This window comes from Bacteriovorax sp. As-1 (genome assembly GCF_058446905.1).
Map to the genome: position 1 here is coordinate 235,301 of NZ_CP184341.1, position 16,934 is coordinate 252,234.

Annotated in this window: 19 protein-coding genes; 6 read left to right on the plus strand and 13 right to left on the minus strand. The window is 41.5% G+C overall.

What is annotated here, in order from left to right; all coding sequences use genetic code 11:
* Positions 1-50: 50 nt before the first annotated feature.
* The 4 genes from ACN20O_RS01155 to ACN20O_RS01170 all read right to left on the minus strand — a co-directional run bounded on the left by ACN20O_RS01155 (position 51) and on the right by ACN20O_RS01170 (position 4,083).
* Positions 51-1,886, minus strand: a complete 1,836-nt coding sequence (locus ACN20O_RS01155; RefSeq protein ID WP_491636370.1) for a hypothetical protein — start codon at positions 1,884-1,886, stop codon at positions 51-53.
* Between the two features lie 167 nt (positions 1,887-2,053).
* A complete protein-coding gene (locus tag ACN20O_RS01160) occupies positions 2,054-2,761 on the minus strand; it encodes a hypothetical protein (protein ID WP_491636372.1) in 708 nt (235 codons plus the stop codon).
* Positions 2,762-2,815: 54 nt separating this feature from the next.
* On the minus strand, positions 2,816-3,535 hold the full coding sequence (locus tag ACN20O_RS01165; RefSeq protein ID WP_491636374.1) for a hypothetical protein: 720 nt from the start codon (positions 3,533-3,535) through the stop codon (positions 2,816-2,818).
* Between the two features lie 11 nt (positions 3,536-3,546).
* On the minus strand, positions 3,547-4,083 hold the full coding sequence (locus tag ACN20O_RS01170) for an asparaginase domain-containing protein (protein ID WP_491636376.1): 537 nt from the start codon (positions 4,081-4,083) through the stop codon (positions 3,547-3,549).
* A gap of 74 nt (positions 4,084-4,157) precedes the next feature.
* On the opposite strand from ACN20O_RS01170, the gene htpG reads away from it, so the two are divergent.
* From htpG to ACN20O_RS01190, 4 genes are all read left to right on the plus strand, one after another.
* Entirely contained in the window at positions 4,158-6,068 is a 1,911-nt protein-coding gene (htpG, locus tag ACN20O_RS01175) for a molecular chaperone HtpG (protein WP_491636378.1), read from the plus strand.
* 172 nt (positions 6,069-6,240) lie between these two features.
* A complete protein-coding gene (locus tag ACN20O_RS01180) occupies positions 6,241-7,830 on the plus strand; it encodes a hypothetical protein (protein WP_491636380.1) in 1,590 nt (529 codons plus the stop codon).
* Positions 7,831-7,852: 22 nt separating this feature from the next.
* Complete coding sequence (locus ACN20O_RS01185) at positions 7,853-7,999, plus strand: hypothetical protein (protein WP_491636382.1); 147 nt, start codon at positions 7,853-7,855, stop codon at positions 7,997-7,999.
* Positions 8,000-8,098: 99 nt separating this feature from the next.
* Positions 8,099-8,914 (plus strand): hypothetical protein, encoded by an 816-nt coding sequence (locus ACN20O_RS01190; RefSeq protein ID WP_491636384.1) that lies wholly within the window; start codon positions 8,099-8,101, stop codon positions 8,912-8,914.
* On the opposite strand, the gene ACN20O_RS01195 is transcribed toward ACN20O_RS01190, so the two are convergent.
* From ACN20O_RS01195 to ACN20O_RS01205, 3 genes are all read right to left on the minus strand, one after another.
* The gene (locus tag ACN20O_RS01195; RefSeq protein ID WP_491636386.1) at positions 8,911-9,261 is read right to left on the minus strand and encodes an FHA domain-containing protein; all 351 of its coding nucleotides are present in this window, start codon (positions 9,259-9,261) and stop codon (positions 8,911-8,913) included. The two genes, ACN20O_RS01190 and ACN20O_RS01195, sit on opposite strands and share 4 nt — an antisense overlap.
* Positions 9,262-9,465: 204 nt before the next feature.
* A complete protein-coding gene (locus ACN20O_RS01200; protein ID WP_102244043.1) occupies positions 9,466-9,918 on the minus strand; it encodes a TraR/DksA family transcriptional regulator in 453 nt (150 codons plus the stop codon).
* A gap of 197 nt (positions 9,919-10,115) precedes the next feature.
* Positions 10,116-10,565 carry a hypothetical protein gene (locus ACN20O_RS01205; protein ID WP_491636388.1) on the minus strand — a complete coding sequence of 150 codons (450 nt, stop codon included), beginning with the start codon at positions 10,563-10,565 and terminating at the stop codon, positions 10,116-10,118.
* 637 nt (positions 10,566-11,202) lie between these two features.
* Between ACN20O_RS01205 and ACN20O_RS01210 the strand changes: the two genes are divergently transcribed.
* A complete protein-coding gene (locus tag ACN20O_RS01210) occupies positions 11,203-11,874 on the plus strand; it encodes a hypothetical protein (RefSeq protein ID WP_491636390.1) in 672 nt (223 codons plus the stop codon).
* Between the two features lie 39 nt (positions 11,875-11,913).
* On the opposite strand, the gene ACN20O_RS01215 is transcribed toward ACN20O_RS01210, so the two are convergent.
* The 4 genes from ACN20O_RS01215 to tatC are packed head-to-tail and all read right to left on the minus strand — an operon-like array spanning position 11,914 to position 14,564.
* Entirely contained in the window at positions 11,914-12,345 is a 432-nt protein-coding gene (locus tag ACN20O_RS01215; RefSeq protein WP_491636392.1) for a FliG C-terminal domain-containing protein, read from the minus strand.
* Positions 12,346-12,355: 10 nt separating this feature from the next.
* Positions 12,356-13,333 (minus strand): ADP-glyceromanno-heptose 6-epimerase, encoded by a 978-nt coding sequence (gene rfaD / locus ACN20O_RS01220; RefSeq protein ID WP_491636394.1) that lies wholly within the window; start codon positions 13,331-13,333, stop codon positions 12,356-12,358.
* Positions 13,330-13,827 carry a hypothetical protein gene (locus ACN20O_RS01225; RefSeq protein ID WP_102244048.1) on the minus strand — a complete coding sequence of 166 codons (498 nt, stop codon included), beginning with the start codon at positions 13,825-13,827 and terminating at the stop codon, positions 13,330-13,332. The genes rfaD and ACN20O_RS01225 overlap by 4 nt, the downstream gene beginning before the upstream one ends.
* Positions 13,824-14,564 (minus strand): twin-arginine translocase subunit TatC, encoded by a 741-nt coding sequence (gene tatC, locus ACN20O_RS01230; RefSeq protein WP_491636396.1) that lies wholly within the window; start codon positions 14,562-14,564, stop codon positions 13,824-13,826. The genes ACN20O_RS01225 and tatC overlap by 4 nt, the downstream gene beginning before the upstream one ends.
* A gap of 173 nt (positions 14,565-14,737) precedes the next feature.
* On the opposite strand from tatC, the gene ACN20O_RS01235 reads away from it, so the two are divergent.
* On the plus strand, positions 14,738-15,307 hold the full coding sequence (locus tag ACN20O_RS01235) for a hypothetical protein (protein ID WP_491636398.1): 570 nt from the start codon (positions 14,738-14,740) through the stop codon (positions 15,305-15,307).
* Here the strand turns inward: ACN20O_RS01235 and ACN20O_RS01240 are convergent.
* Positions 15,269-16,066 (minus strand): (2Fe-2S)-binding protein, encoded by a 798-nt coding sequence (locus tag ACN20O_RS01240; protein WP_491636400.1) that lies wholly within the window; start codon positions 16,064-16,066, stop codon positions 15,269-15,271. The two genes, ACN20O_RS01235 and ACN20O_RS01240, sit on opposite strands and share 39 nt — an antisense overlap.
* Positions 16,063-16,842 carry a type I methionyl aminopeptidase gene (gene map, locus ACN20O_RS01245; protein WP_491639250.1) on the minus strand — a complete coding sequence of 260 codons (780 nt, stop codon included), beginning with the start codon at positions 16,840-16,842 and terminating at the stop codon, positions 16,063-16,065. The genes ACN20O_RS01240 and map overlap by 4 nt, the downstream gene beginning before the upstream one ends.
* Between the last annotated feature and the right edge of the window lie 92 nt (positions 16,843-16,934).

Genomic DNA, 16,934 nt, shown 5'->3' on the forward strand with positions numbered 1-16,934 from the left:
TTTTATGCCTTTTCATTGTTTACGACTGCTCTATTTTAGAGAGTGAATCCCTATGGGTCAACTGCTTGTGAACAGTCGGTAGGGTCAAAGGCCGGAATCGCCGGAACTGCAGGCGGAATACAGTAACCCGCAGTACACTCACCGTATGTTTCCACTGCTGGACAACGAAGTGTACAGGCCTGTGTTCCATCGGCATTTGTTCCGTTCTTCACGATTTTACAAGTTGCAACATACTCAGGTTTACAAAACTCGCGAGACACGCAACGCTGACCTGCTGTTTTGCTACAAAGAACCGGAGTTGTTCCGTTTGGATTGTGAGGCTGGCAAGAACCAGTTGATTGGTTACAACATAAACTTGAACACTCAAAGTCAGACGAACATACATCACCCACTGGACGGTTTCCGTTAACCGGAGTCTGGTCCACACATTGAGTGACAAGTTCTTTAGACCAACAACGAGAGTTGAAACAACACTCATCAGATCCACATGTTGAAGAAGATTCACAACGCTTGAAGTTTGAAGTTAAAACTTCTTTTCCTTCGCTATCAACTGTTGAAGCTTTTACTAGCTGAAGCTTGATTGTTCTATCCGTTGTAATATTAACTTCCGCTCCATCTTTCATATAAAAGACTTCAATTGACCCGTTAACATTACAAGAGCCAACGTTCTCAGCAGTTGTCACATCATATTGCATAACACGAAGGTTACACCCGTCGACATACTTTGATGTCCCCGTTGAATCGGCCACTGATGTACTTCTTAAACCAAAACGAGATGATGATCCAAAATAACGAACATCCTGATTGAGTTTAACTTTCCCGGCGCGCGGGAATAATAAAGACCTGAATCCGGTGTATGGATCAAGTGTAGAGTTTGCCGTTTCAAAGAGACCTTTTGAGCTGTTGAAAATCGCGTTCCCGGTAATCTTCCATGCCGATGGGTTGATTGCGCGGTATGGACCTCTATATCTCATTCCTAAAATAAGGTCATTGTAGTTAAGACCTGTCAGCGTTTGAGCAAAAAGATCATTGAATCCAAGGTAGTCTTCATAATCTGGAAGACACATTGATTTTGCAGAAGTCGCTAGTGTCGGGCTTCTTGTCCCACTTCCCACTGTCCAGATTTGCGGACGAGTTGGAATGGTTGTCAGTCCAGTTGAAGAGTCATACATCGTTGCATCTGTCACTTTGGCATAAGCGTATAGACACTTATCACCTGCTTGTGAACATGTTGCGTTTGTCGATGTTGATGAATCAAATGTCGGGTCATCTTCCAGAGTCAGACCACGGCAGTACAGACCGCCATCGCGGTTATTTTGAACGACTTCCTTTTCAGTTCCATCACTATTGAGAACTGTGTAATCGTTGTAGTCAAACAGGTCATAACCCAAACGCATTTTACTAAACGGTTTTGAGTTCATATCAACAACTAGAACTTGAATGTCTGTTTGTGGGACGATCCCCGGCGCACGCGCAATCGTGGCATCAAGAACGACAGATTGTTTATCAAGACCAAAGTTGAAGCGCACCTTTACCAGTTTATTTTGAAGGGCCCCGACGTTTAGTCCGGCCAGGTAAAGATTCCCTTTATAGTTTTTTGGGATTGTTAGTTTCTTTTTGTATGTACCTTCAAATGGGTCAACTAAGTGTGAGAGCTCAACCTTCACTGATTGCAGAGTTGTATCACTAGATCCAACACCTGATCCGTTTGGCAGAGAGCCTGAACCACTTCCCGATCCCCCTGTCCCAGTCAGACCTGAGCCTGTAAGAGTTTTTTTGGCCCTTACACCAGAGTTTTCAATACATGATGTAAGCAGGAGCCCCCCTAACATCACGAGGAGTGGAAAACGTTTAATTAAATTGTGAGAGAAAGTCTTAGTTCCCATACTTAACTTCTCGGTTCTAGATACTAATATTTTAATTTTAAACGACTCCGTATTGGAGGTTTTGACCGACAAGTTCACTCAAGAAGTGATATTTCCAAAGCTTAGCTTAAATTATGGAAAATTGTGGAAAGGACCTCTAGGCAAAAAAGTGCAACTGATAGTGGGCACTAAACATATTCTTCACTGGCAACCATTGCGGCCAACTGCTCTTCTCGCAAATATTGGTAGAGATTGATCATCAAAAAAGAAGAGAAAATGATGTTGAGTGGAAAAAAAATCGCCTTAAAAACTCCAATGAAAAATGTGAGATAAAGATTTTCAGAATACTGGATACTCGCCGGGATCAGCTGAATCAGCGATAAAAATATAAGACCTCCAAAGACCATCAGGAATTTCTCTCTTCCAATTAAGTCAATGCTTCGGCGAATCGGGTACCAGCCCTCACCTTCTTCATAAACGGCAATAAAAGGGGCCATGGAAAGAATCACAAAAAGCACGATTCCCGGCAAAACCAAAAACAATGAACCAAGCCCGGCAAGGAGCATAGTCACAATTGATGTCAGCATAAACGTCAATGTGTTATTGAAGAGATTTTCTTTCGGCACGCTGAGATCACGCGACTTTCTAACCAGTATAATGTCAGCGATGACCATAGAAGAAAAAGGCAGAAGCAACAAAGAAGAGCTGATTTCAAAAATCACTTTCTGCGCATTCGTGGCCATGGGAAAAAATTTAATGCGAGTGATATCAATAATGAAATACATCGCTAAAAGAAAATAGAACGAGAAATCCGCAGGAGAAAAATACTCCCGGAAATCGGCGAATGAGCGCCCGATAATGCTCTTTAAGTGATGAAAACTTGTCATTACTTTCATTCTACTTTGAATAAACAAAATTGATTGCGGTTTTTTTACGCTCCAGTAAATCTTTTACTGGCTTTGATCATTGAGCTGATGCTTTAGGTAATAGAAGATTCTCACAGAAGTCACAGTCAGAGCGATCATGGCAGCGGCATCAAAAAAAGCATACAGCAGGTTAAAGCTTACCACAAAACGCCAGTCAGGTATTTGGTCAAATGCAAACGACGGCAACTCCACCAGAAGAGAAAGAACCCCAAAACAAATGATTAAGAGCATATCCTGGCGGGCCATGCGGTAACTTAGTTTAAAATAATTTATACTGTCATTGTCGATTAACACCGACGCCAGCGCCACCATTGCCACAAAAATGGCAACTATTAGACCCACTAAAACCGCAAGTCCTAAAATCACTGACTGAGGAAGATGAATCATTCCTCCAATTAAAAGAACTAAACCCGGCCCGATAAGAATCGTCAACACTGAATACAGTGAGTAAACCAGATAAGTTGGGACTGAATAAAGAAGCTGCTCTTTTTCACGGTGCTTATAGCGGGATTTTTCAATCAAGATCACGTTGACAATAATCACCAGACTGGCAATTCCCACACAAAGTGAAAAAACAATTTCCGGCGCACTCTGTTCCGGGAATCCAAAGGCCTGCCACGGAATTGAGGCCATCACATCGACAAAGAAAAAAGCAATGTAGCTCGCGAGGTAGACGCGAAAATTTTTTAAAACCAGCTGCCATGACTCTTTAAGAAATTTAAAAAAGCGCGCAATTGATCCCATGATCCTCTTCCCTATTTTTCTTCAAATGTTCTTTTTTCTTTATTCTTTTGCACGTAAGGCACTTTAAAAATCTGGTTGTGAAAAGAAATATAAAAGCCAGGCGATAAAAGTCTCGCCGCAAGTAATGCTTCAGTTACATTTTGAGTGGCATCTGTATCGTCAAACCCCATCGGAATCATCGCTCCGGTAAATACCACAGGAACAGAGAGATTCTTGATTCTTTCAAAACAATACTCTGCCGTCAGCGCCATCGTATCCGTCCCATGAAGAACAACGATCGGAGCTTCTTTTTTTAGGTCTTCCTGAATGGTTTCACAGATCAGCTTTCTGTCAGCATCATCCATATAAAGAGAATCTTTTGATAACAGCGGGTGAACTAAAATATTTGTGTACGGTAAACGCAGCTTGGAAAGGATGCGGTTTTTAATAGAGGTCCCTCTATTTTCTAGGGATCCGTCGAATTCATCATATGTTTTCTCAATAGTGCCGCCCGTTGTAATAAGCAGAACATCTTTAGGAGCATTTTTTTCATTATTTTTTTGTGGCATAACCTTGACTCGTGTTCATTCAAAACCATATTGTAATCAAAACATTTTAAGGATACTTACAGGAGATTGCAATCATGACATCACGCAAAGGAACGATTAGCGTTAACACAAACGACATTTTTCCTATCATTAAAAAGTGGCTTTACTCTGAACACGATATTTTCCTAAGAGAGCTAGTGGCCAACGCGACTGACGCAATTACCAAAAGAGGCACTCTGGCGCGCACTCAAAACCAAGAGATCCCAACAGGCAAGATCACGGTTAGCGTTGATAAGGCCGCTAAAACAATTTCAATTGAAGACAACGGTCTGGGAATGACCGAAGCTGAAGTTGAAAAATACATCGCTCAACTGGCCTTTTCAGGCGCAGAAGAGTTCGTTCAAAAAATGAAGTCGGAAGGAAACACTCCTGGAAACGACATTATCGGAAAATTTGGTCTGGGCTTCTACTCTGCTTTCATGGTTTCAAATCGTGTTGAGGTAGAATCTCTGTCGATGAACGCTGGCAGCACTCCGACGAAATGGGTTTGTGAAGGTGAAACAGATTATACTTTCGAATCAAGCACAAAATCTGAAGTTGGGACAAAAATCACTCTGCACATCAATGCAGAATCGGAAGAGTTCCTCAATGCATGGAAAGTTTCTTCAACGCTAAAAAAATTCTGTGATTTCATGCCTTATGAAATCTTCGTTAAAGACGCAGAAGCAAAAGAAGAGTCTGCTCATCCTGGAGTGGTTAACGAAACTCAGCCAATCTGGAAAAAGGACCCGAGCACTTTAAAAGATGAAGACTACAAAGAGTTCTATCGCAAGCAATTCCCAATGGACGGAGAGCCTCTGTTTTGGATTCACTTAAAAGTGGATCACCCGTTCACATTAGACGGAGTTCTTTTCTTCCCTAAGCTAAACCCAAATAAGCCTTTCAACGAATCAAACATCAAGCTTTATAACAAGCAGGTGTTCGTTTCTAACAACGTTAAAGACATCGTTCCTGAATTCCTTTCTCTTCTAAAGGGATCAATTGATTCAAGCGACATCCCACTTAACGTTTCTCGCTCATCTCTTCAAGGTGACCCGAACATTAAAAAGATTTCAAACTACGTGATTAAAAAAGTTGCTGAGAGCTTAAAGAAACTCTTTAACAATGATCGCGCGCGCTTTGAAACAATCTGGGAAGACATTCAACTCTTCATTAAGTACGGAGCGATCTCTGATAATAAGTTTGATGAAATGATGAGAGACTTCGTTATCTTCAAAAACTCTGAAGATAAATACGTCACTCTAAAAGAGTACACAGCTTCAATTCCTGAGGCCTATAAGACAAAGATGGAAGGAAAAGTCCTTTACTTTGAAAAAGGAAAATCTGACCACGCCCTAAGACGCGAACTTCTAGCTCAAGGTCTTCAGGCCCTTGAAACAGAATCTCATATCGATCCACACTTCACTCAGCACGTAGAGTTCACAAAACTAGGCGACGCTGCTTATAAGTTCGTTTCAGTTGATTCTGAAATCGCTTCTCTTCTTGAGCAGGATGCAACAACTGATTCAGACATTAAAGTGAAAGACCTTTTCACTGATATCCTGATCGGTAAAACAGATAATAAAACAGAAGAGGAAGAAGACCTGGATTCACTTAACCACGGTGGGTTAAAAGATATTGAGATCGTTAAAATTAAAAACTCAAAGGCCCCTGCTTTCTTTAAAGTTGATGAGCAAATGAAGCGCATGAACCAGATGGCAAAACAAATGGGTAACGATTCAATGTTCCCGGTAAAGAAAACTCTGGTTATCAACCCGGGAAGCCCGTTAATCCAGAACGCACTAAAGCTGCATGAAAAAGGCAACGATGCTCTGGTTAAAAAAATCGCCCACCACGTAGAAGACCTTGCTCATATTTCAAGTGAAGGTCTAAAACATGAAGACCGCGAAGCCTTCGTTAACCGCACTCAAGAGTTAATGCAGGAACTGACTAATCTGGCGCTTTAAAAATAAAAATTCTCTTATCTACGATCCCTTTTCATGGCCCGAAATCTTTCGGGCCTTCTTTTATCAGCCTCTTGTCCTGTCTAAAAATCAGACACTAAAATTGAATTAAATATTTGAGAGTTTTAATCCGACAAGACCTGTGGACTATTCCCTATCCCAACGAGGTTATGCCGTGAGATCAATGTCATTTCTTTTAATCCTGGCGTTTTTTGTTTCGTCGTGTTCGACGTATTTTCCTGAAACCCAGGCCGACAGGTACATCGCTAATGATGTCAATCCACCATTAAACGCTGATCAGCTCTTTACAATTAAGAGTACAACTCAGACCAAAAATGGACAGGACTTTGTCAAGGCCATCAAAGGCTCATTTTCCTATCAAGGTGTTGAAGTCAATTTCATTGAAGATGCTAAAATGGCAAGCTCAGACGCTTATAAGATTGTTCCCACTGTTGAAGGACAGGCCTATAAGTTGCAAATCTTCTACTCTGCTCAGGCAAAGATCGACCAGGATGCGGCCAATGAATTAAAGGCCGTCATGGATCAGATCATGAATAAAAAATTCATCAGCCAGTTTTCGGTCTTTGAACTTTATTACAATGCAAAAGTTCAAGACTTCCAGACTCTGCAAGTTATGGCAAAGATTAGACAAGCTGCACTAGTTGAAGATTCATATGGCGTAGATGCTAATTACAAAGCGCGCTCTCAAGAGCGCGCGGAATACTGGAAACAAATCAACGAAAAATTTAATTCTGAAGAGCGCGTTTACAACAAACAAGTCAAAGCTCAAGACAATGCCAGAAGAGCAGTCATGGATGCTTTAGATAAAGCTTCTGATGACCAGCAATTCAGAGCGCTGATTGCTAAAAACGACCGCAAAGGTGCTACTGAACTTTTAAGAAAGTACCTTCCATGGGAGCAGATGCCTCCATTTGAAAAGCTATTCTGGGAAAACCATCTCTCTATTATGGCGGACCCTCTTCCTTACGAAGACCGCGTGCTTGTCTACCGCGGGATCAACGACGATATCGTTCAGGTCGCTGAGGTCGGTGGAAAAGAGCTCGCACGTGCTGAGGCAATCAAAGATCAAAAAATCTTTTTAATGTCGACGATGATGACAAAAAACCAGGGAACGTGGAACAGACGCTTGCGTTCACTGACGGCCATGTATGAAAAATTTATGGGAACTGATAACAATGGTTCCAGCGAATATACGAGGTCCACTCGTATCACGACAATGTTTGTAAAACATTCAAAAGAGCCAAAAGGAAGTCCATACCTTTCTTACACTCCAAAATTTTCAGTAGCGAGCTCCTTTGGTAACAAAAGAAACACTGCTTATTTCATCGATCCTCGCATGATGTATTTTAACTACGCTTCTAAGTACGCTCACGAGATTGAATTTCTTCTTCCTATCATGAGTTTCCCGGATGACCTGGCCGCTGTATGGGACATGGAGCTTCACCCGGAAGGAAATGGAAACGTTGAGAAATTTTTAAAACAAAAGGCGATCGAAAAACTCGACCATGAAATGGGTGCTGGAAAAGGTGCCGCCACTTTTGACAGAATTGTGTTAAACTCAGAGAAATACTTTAAACCAGTACTAGGTGGGAAAACAGGTGCAGTTGTAGCACCAAAGCCGGATGGAAAGTTTATTGCTTTTTTTAAGAATCTTTTTGGAATGCCGACCAAGAAAGCGGCCGAAGAGATTACTGAGAAAAGTGATATGGCCTGTCTGGATTTAATCCAGCTATTCTGGAAATAATTAACCGAAGGAAAAAATAACTATGATCTCGAAGTCACTCGTTTTAACTTTATTAACTTTACTACTAGTGGCTTCGTGCTCATTTAACGACTTCAACTCATACCCCTACTCGCAAACGAAACAATCTTCTCAAGAAGACTCTCCTCGCACTCCTGCCAGCGACAAGTAAGTTTTTAATAGCTTTTTAGCTCCTAAGCTCAGGAAATCAGGGCTCTCCTGACCCAATCTTAATTTGACGGTGTCTTCACCTTTTTGGCATTCTTTTGCCATGAAGACTTTTGCCCTTTTTTGCGCCTTATTCACTCTCTCTTTTTCTGCCATGGCCGCAGTGACTCCCGCTCCAATTAAGGGCGAAATTAAGCGCGAGGTTGAGCTTAAAATTAACCTCACTAAAGAAGGCTTTCGCAATTTAGAAACTCAATTCTTAAAAGACTTCAAAGGCGAGCGCACCAAAAGAAGCGACTACTACTTTGAAATCTTCGATGAAGGCCAGTACCTGCTTAAAAAATCTGAACCGGCCATCAAGCTGCGCTTTATGTGGGATGGCCTGGATTTAAAATGGCAGACTCAGCAGATAGAAAAAAGCTGGGCCCACTCTATCTTCACTTTCAAAGAAACCCTGGCCGAATCGACAGTGGTAAAAGCTGATCATCTCCTCAAAGACATCGAACACTACCATGAGCTTTTGGCAAAGCTTGAACCTAAAGCTTTAGAAGAGGCCCACGATATCCAGAAAGAACTGGAAGACAATGGCATCATCGCTTCTCTTCCTGCCCTATGCTCTCTATGCACAGGTGAAAAAAAATTCTTCTCCTCGCACATGAACCAAAAGGTGCGCACTAAAATTAAGCTCATTGTTGATGGTGACCAGTTCACTCTCCAGGTTGGAGAAACGGCCAATAATGGAGTGACAACTTATGAACTGGAAGCTGAAGTAAAAAAAAGCACAGACCTGAAGCTCTCAGCTGAACGTTTACAAAAGTGGCTGGCAAAAAAAGGATTTGTGGTCGCCCATATCGAAACGCAGGAATCAGTAGACCCTGCCCGCACCAGCGAAGCCTTGCTGCAAAAACTCATCTATTAAACGAATTCTTCGTATTCAGTGCTGATGATCGCCAGCTCTTCAGGTGTGAGTTTGGTTGGATCTATCTTCAAAACAAAAGGTCCGATCTTTAACGTATCATCGAGCTTTAGGGCCGAGCGCTTTAAGCGCAGTTGATTGAGGTGCACTTCTTTTTTCAAGTCCAAGTTTTTAGCAACAATGTGTCCCGTCTTCACCGGAAGGATTTCACACTGCATGCTTGCAATCGTTTTATCTTCAAGCACGACATCACAGTAAAGAGAATTCCCCAGGACAAGTTTTCTGTCCACTGTGATTTCTTTTTTTACTTCCGGCATGTCCGGGCGTGAGATGACAAGAATGAAGGCCATGGTTTCTACCTACTAAAAAAGAGCTTGGCTCACAAACAATTATAGTAAAAGATAAGGCAAAGGGCCGAAAGTTCCTACTCTTAAAGTATATCCACGACTTAGATAAAATCAAAAAAAAGACTGATGAAAAAAGTGCCAATTTAGCTTGTGGGAAATAAAAAATGCAGTCCTAAGACTGCATTTTTATTTATGATGTTTTTATGTTTAGAACTCTGAGTTGCCTGCTAAAACAGTCTCTAAATCCTGAGCGTGAGAGCGCATTTGAATCACGTTTCCACCAAGAGTTTTTCCATGAGTGTGAGAACGTTTTTCATAAAGCATCTGACCTTCGTTTCTTTCTTCCTCTTCCTTACAAGCAATACATTGAGTTGCTACTGGACGGGCACGAAGTCTATTCATTTCAATTTCACCGTCACACTCTTCACAAATTCCAAATGTGCCGTTTTTAATTTTAAATAAAGCATTGTCGATTTTTTTAAGCATGAAGTTTTGTCTTCCTAGAAGTTTTAGTTCTAGTGCTCTTTGACGATCCTCTGAAGAAAGATCCACTTCATCACCTTTTTCAAGGACAGGATCGATCATTTTCATTTCATTAAGTGTGTTCTTCTTAAGTTCAATGAAAAGGTTTTCAAATTGTTTCATCATTTCAGCGTTCATAAAAACTCCTTATAAAGACAATTTTTTTCAATCCCTGAGAACGTTACGAAAATTCCTCTCTCGTAAAACCACTCTTCCTGAGCGATTCGCAATTTAATAGTGCACTGTTTGTGCCAACTTTTATGTGAGGGTAAAAACGAAAAAAGGGCCCAAAGTGGCCCTTTATTAGAAAAACTTATGGATGATTGTAGTCAAAATTACTCTGCCGTAAGGAGCACATTGTCCACACGTAAATGAATCTTATCGCTTGCATCTACATAATATGTGCTAAGCACTTTTGATTGTGCATTCTTTTTTTCAAACTTACACTTCTTGAATTTTGCGTGGTCTAGATAATCTTCAAGATCAACGATGGCCTGCTCAAAAGGAACGTCCTCATCTGGGTAGTAACGAAGAACCTTCTTAATAGATGATTCAACATCATCAAGAACAGCGTCCGCATCAACCGTTGTACACTTTGAGAAGTCTTTAATATTAATTTTTTTATCCGTTAGTTTATATGACGAAGGCATGTCCTCAGAAACGTCGTACATGAACTGTGCGATTCCTGTGATGGCGTCTGAGTCTCTGAATGAATTGATGGTACGTGCAGAAGCTAGAGAGCTTAACGAGAAAACTGCGATAAATGCAAAAAGGGCGTACTTCATAACCACTCCAAAAAAAGATGGTTATTAGTACGCCCTGGTGTTCAAAAGGTTAAATAATATTTTTTCATAGCAGGTATCTAATATTTAGATGGCCATGAGAGTTATTATTTTCTGAGTTCTTTTCTCTGTACCGCGACTCTGACGGGAACTCGCTCTAAGCGCCTGAGTGGCGGGTTTAAGTTGATGAGCATTTCATTGAGCCAATTGGTAATTGTAGAGAGTGTGAAAAATCCTTTTTTACCCATGTGATTGTCTCCTACTAACAAAAGGGTTTAGATCCACTTTTTTAGCCATCCATGCTTTTGTAACCATCCCCTCCATCCTAGAAGAGACCAATTGATAAAAAACCCATCCTAGATTTCCCATCTTTCTTAATATTTACTAAAGCTAGGATCGTGCCAAAAGTCCGCATAAGTGGTCCTACGGAATATCTGCTACTTGGTCCTATGGAGTAAACTAAACAACGCGAGGAAAGATGTGAAATGACACTGCCAAATTGTCTCCACCACTATTTTCAGGGCTTAGATGACACTGTCAGTTTTTTAACACCCCCCTTGTAATAATTTCTAAAGGCCGAGCTCTCGCCTCATTCACTGCTACCATCGAGAAAATTTGTTATCTCACACAGGAGCATATTATGAAGAAGACACTTCTACTTTCTCTAATGACTATTTCTTTCATATCACAAGTACAAGCTAAGGCGTTTTTTGGACGCGTAGAAAAATACATCATCCCAGCAACTAGTCAGATTATTGAAATCGCTTCTAATGAGATTGAAGATGATGGTCAGACAGCAGAATTTTATGACTATAGAGATGGGAAAAGAAAAAATATCGATATGAGCACAGTTTCTAAATCAACAAGAGAAGAAATCGCTGGAGTAAAAGCTGGTGAAGCTATTCTAGTAACAACCCAAGCTGGTAACGATAAAACAAAAACTGTAAGCCGTTACTGTGCAGTCTTCAACGTATTTGAAAATAAACAAGCGTTCGTTGGATGTAACACAACTGTAGAAGCAGACAGTATCCCAGGATACACCCTTCCAACTCGTATGGATTTTATTGTGAACAACGTAGAAAACGTAATCGCTCAAGTTGAGAGCCTCGATGGAGTTAAAAAAGGCGACATCATGGAATTGAGAATCAATACAGCTAACGCTAAGGCCGGAAGAAACATGAGAGTCCTGGCGGTATTTGCTAACGGTGAAGTCCTGGTAGAAAAAGCAGGTCTTGGATTCCTTGATACAAACAGCATCGTTTATAGAGGTGGTGTTGATAGAGTGACGACTTCTGATTTAAGCAAACTATAAGATAAAAAACAAAGGCCCGGGAAACCGGGCCTTTGTTTTTTAAACTAATGTCTCTGACGAATCCTTATTAATGATCAATTGTCCCTTATCAATCTTCTCGCGGACAATCGCCATAATTCTCTCCTGGGCCTCTTCCACTTTACTTGTCAGCTGTGGCGGCCCCATCAGGATTTCCTCAATTTCTTGTCTCATCACTCGCGGGGTATTCTTTAAAACGTGATCTTTAAGTTCAGGAGCTGCAATCCTCAGCGCTAATCCCATATCCGCCACTTTAACTGAACGAAGAAGTTCAATTAGCATCATCGGCGTGAGGTACTGAAGATCATCAAAAGTGTACATGCTTTTATGAAGAGCTTCGGCCATCTGCGGGTCTTTTTTAGAAATCGTTTCTAAAACTTTTTCTCTCGCGGCCTTAGAAAGACCTGCCAGCATTTTAGCAGCAGCTTTGATTCCACCTTGAAACATTGCCATCCTTCTCTCCTTAGCAGTGAGGATTTGCCTTCATCAGATAATTTTGAACGTAATCGCGCACTCCATCTTCAAGCGAAGTGAACTGGAATTCCGGAATGGCCTTCATCAGTTTGCTCACGTCTGCTTGAGTGTAGTACTGGTATTGATGGCGGATTGACTCAGGCATATCAATAAACTCGATATTCACCGGAACACTCATCGCTGAGAAAGTAGCTTTCACCAAATCGTGGAAGCTTCTCGCCTTCCCTGCTCCCAGGTTATAAATTCCTGAGAACTCGGCCTTATCCGGGTCTGCTAGTTCAATCATCGCACGGACAACATCTTTAACGTAAATGAAGTCTCTTAGTTGTTCCCCGTCTTTGAAATCCGGACGGTGAGACTTAAAGAGTTTTACTTTTCCATTGGACTTAATTTGTTCGTGGGCCTTGCACACTAACGATTTCATATCGTCTTTATGATACTCGTTTGGCCCATAGACGTTAAAAAACTTTAGACCAAACCAGTGATCTGGTTTTTGTTCTTCTTTTAAAACCCACTCGTCCACTAATTGTTTTGAGTAACCGTATGGGTTTAGTGGCATAAGTTTTGGAATCATGCCATGGTCATCACTGTAACCTAATTCTCCTTCACCATAAGTCGCAGCAGAGCTCGCGTAGATGAAAGGAATATTTTTAGTAGCAGCAAAACGCCACAGGGCCTGAGTGTAGGCCACATTGTTTTTCATCAGGAAGTCCATGTTCTTTTCAGTTGTCGCTGAACAGGCCCCCATGTGGAAAATCAAATCTGTCTCGGCGATTAAATCGTCATAGTCGCCACCAAAGAGTTCATCGGCATGGATGTACTCAAGGTATTTGATCCCACGAAGGTTTTTCCATTTAATGCTGTCTTCAAGTTTATCGACGATCACAAGGTCTGTGTGACCCAGTTGATTTAATTGTTTTGCCAGCACACTTCCAATGAAGCCTGCGCCTCCGGTAATTAAAATCATGCGATCTCCTTATTGTTTCTCACGCGATCGACAAGGACAGCTCCTCCTAGACCCAAGAGAAGAAGTAATTTTACGTATTCAAGTTTTCTATATGAGTTGTGATAGAAAGCATGCTTTTCCTGAAGAACAGCGTACTGAGGATCACTGGTTTGCGTCTGATGAATTTCATACGTTGTATTAGTAATCATCGGAGTCATATAGAATTTGTAAATCAGTGAAAGCGCCACAAGTGGAATCGCTAGAAACATCCAGATCTTGTGTTTTAAGTCTCTGTATTTAACCCACGCTCCAGAAATCACAACGAGAGCGAAGATGATTTCAAAAATATTGAAGCGTCCAAAAACCGTCATCCCGATTTTTCCGGCATCGACGATACTTGATGAGTTTCTAAAGACTGTCGGGATGGTGATGATGTCGACTAAAACCGACATAAAAAACCAGGCGAAAACAACAGGTAGAACTAACTCGAGTCTTACTTTTTTAAACGTGCTCATTTGTAATCCTTCATGTGGTGGCGGTGTAAATATGGATGGACAACCCACGCCACTAAAAGCACTCCGATTTCAAACAAAGCACAACATGGAATCCATACGGCAAGCATTGAGATAACATCTGGCGGAGAAGCGATCGCTGCAAATACAGCTAGCCCTACGTAGATATAGCGGCGAAGCGCGCGCAGAGATTGTTTGGTTACAATCCCCATAAATCCTAAAATAAGAAGAATGTTTGGAACCTGGAAGATAAATCCTAAGAACACCAGGATCTGGCTTGATGTCGAAACATAATCGCGCAGGTTGATGTTGGCCTGAATGTCTCCGACTCCAACACTTGATAAGAAATTAAAAACGGCCGGGAAAGCAACGTAATAACCAAAGGCCATCCCGCAAACAAAGAGAATCCATCCGATAATCATAAAAGGCTTAACGGCGCGGACTTCGTGCTCATGTAGACCTGGTCTAATAAAACTCCAGACTTGGTAAAACCAAAACGGAGAAGAAAACATAATGGCCCACCAGATAGCTACGTCTACCTGTACCCACGCTTTCTCAAAAATGCTGTGATAAACCAGAGTTCCCGAGTGGGTTTCTGCCAGAGAGTGACGAATTGGTTTTAAAAGCCACTCGGTGATATCGTCGACAAAATAAGTCGTGACAACGAACGATGCCACTAAAATATAAACAATCCGCATAATAACTTTGCGGAGCTCTTCCACGTGTTCCCAAAAACTCATTTCTTTCAAAGTAATCTCACCAGTGTTTCTTGCAATCTATTGATAGAACTATATACTTAGAGAGGATAATTGTAAAAAAATGGTTGGGACTATCTATGATCAGACATTCGTTTATGGCACTACTTTTGACCTTATTTGCAGGCCATACTGCGGAGGTTTATGCTGCCCCAAATATGCTTTTACAATGCCTAGCAAAAGAAGAAGAACGCCTTCACAAAAAAGAGCAACAAAACGCCCTATTTCGCCTGAATCAGGAGTTCGTCAACGAACTAGCGAGCTCCAACGACATCAATCTTAAAAAGAATTATGTGGATCAGATTTGTTCTTCAAGGGACTTCACACCTTCGGTCGGTCTTTTGCGCCTGCTTTTAATTAAAGAACACGAACTCTATGATTTAAGTTTAAGCGGGGTCGACGCCAGTATGCGACCTTTTAAGATGGGCTATATTAACGAATTCCAAAAACAAGTCCCGCGCATATTTATCCAGTACCTGGCCGGATTGCAAAGTGAGCTGGCGACTCCTGACTGTTTGGAAAAGGCCATCCCTGAGCTTTCTGGCTTCAGCGAAAAAATCAAATACCTGGAAGAGGAACTCTCTACTCACCAGTTGATCACACAGAAAAATAAAATTGAGACGGTTTTTAATAAACTTAAGAATTTTGATTCGATCAAAAAGAACTGCGCGATCATCGCTAAAAAAAGATTAAACGCTCTGAAGAAAAAACAAAATTCCCAACTTTGATTTCCAAAAGTCAGTTAGTGCAGTCAGAAGCCCACTGACTGTTTTTTCATTGGTAGAATTGATTTTCACACTGACATGAAAACCCTCGATGTTGACGAGCTCAATGCTGAATTGATCTACGATCCCCTCGCGCTTCATCCATTCATCTTTTAGCTCATCCAGCTTAATTAAAAGTGGCCCCGGATAGTGGCCTGCAATTTTAATCCATTTGCCGTCTTTATCAAAACGAGACCTCGAGTGATCGAGACCTTTGATCATCCCATGGGCATTTCTGGTTTCTTCAATCAACGACAGAATCGGCCCTCTACAACTGCCACAAGCACTCGTGGCCATCGTTTCTTGTAATAGAGTTTTTAACTCAAAGTCGCGGTTGTTAAGAACTTTCTGAACGATGTCTCTTTTAGTGACAGAAAAGCATAGGCATAAAAGATCGCGGTCTTCCTTAAAGAAGCGCGACTCTCCCATATAAGAAGCAATGGCCTCACGTAAAAGCCATAGCCCTGTAGAAGTCACGGCCCTATGGTCATTATTCAACCTGGTCTCAAACATAAGCGACGCACGATTAATATCTTTGGCCTCTTCCAGGGTTTTTCCTAAGACGAGTGCCTTGAGCTCTTCCATTTCTGCTTTATATAAAGAAGCGCGAGGTCCATCGAAATGGAACTCTTTGATGATATCGCGTTTAGAATCGATATCTAAAAAAAGGGTAATGTCTTTAGTGGTGGCCTTCGCATTAAAGAAAGCCGTCGATTCCATCATGGCCAGTTTTTCGGCTCATCAGATCTGAGAGTCAGAATCTCAAATCCGTCTGGTGTCACCAGAATTGTATGTTCAAACTGTGCTGACCATTTTTTATCTCTAGTCACAACAGTCCACCCATCTTTTAGTACGCGACCTTCTTTTTTCCCGAGATTGATCATGGGTTCAATGGTGAAAGTCATCCCCGGTTTCATTTCCGGACCTGTTCCTTTTTTACCAACGTGAACAACTTGAGGAGCCTCGTGGAAGTCGCGACCGATTCCATGCCCACAGTAGTCTTCAACCACTGAGTAGCCGTGGGAGTGAGCGATCTCTTGGATAACCGCTCCAATATCACCGATGCGTCCGCCTGGGCGAACGGTCTTGATCCCTTCTCTCGTACACTCATAAGTCACGTCGACTAGCTTTTTAACTTCCGGAGAAACATTTCCAACTAAGAACGTCTTGTTCGTGTCCCCGTGAAATTTATTAAGGTAAGTTGTGACGTCGATATTTAAGATGTCCCCATCTTTAAGGATTTCGTCTTTTCTCGGAATTCCGTGACAGATCACTTCATTGATTGAAGTACAAACGGACTTAGGAAAGCCATGGTAGTTAAGGCAAGATGGGTAGGCCCCATTATTAACGATAAAATCATGACAAAGCTTATCTAATTCCTCGGTGCTGACCCCTGGAACCACGAATGGCCTAATATACTCAAGGGTTTGTGCCGCTAAGCGACCAGTGGCCCTCATTAGTTCAATTTCTCGTGAAGATTTAATAGTAATCATAGCAATATCCAAAAAAATAAGCTTACATAGTAAAGAGTCTAAAGAATTTACACTCTCACCTGTTTTGCATTGTGTCAACATTTGTAGGTGATACACTT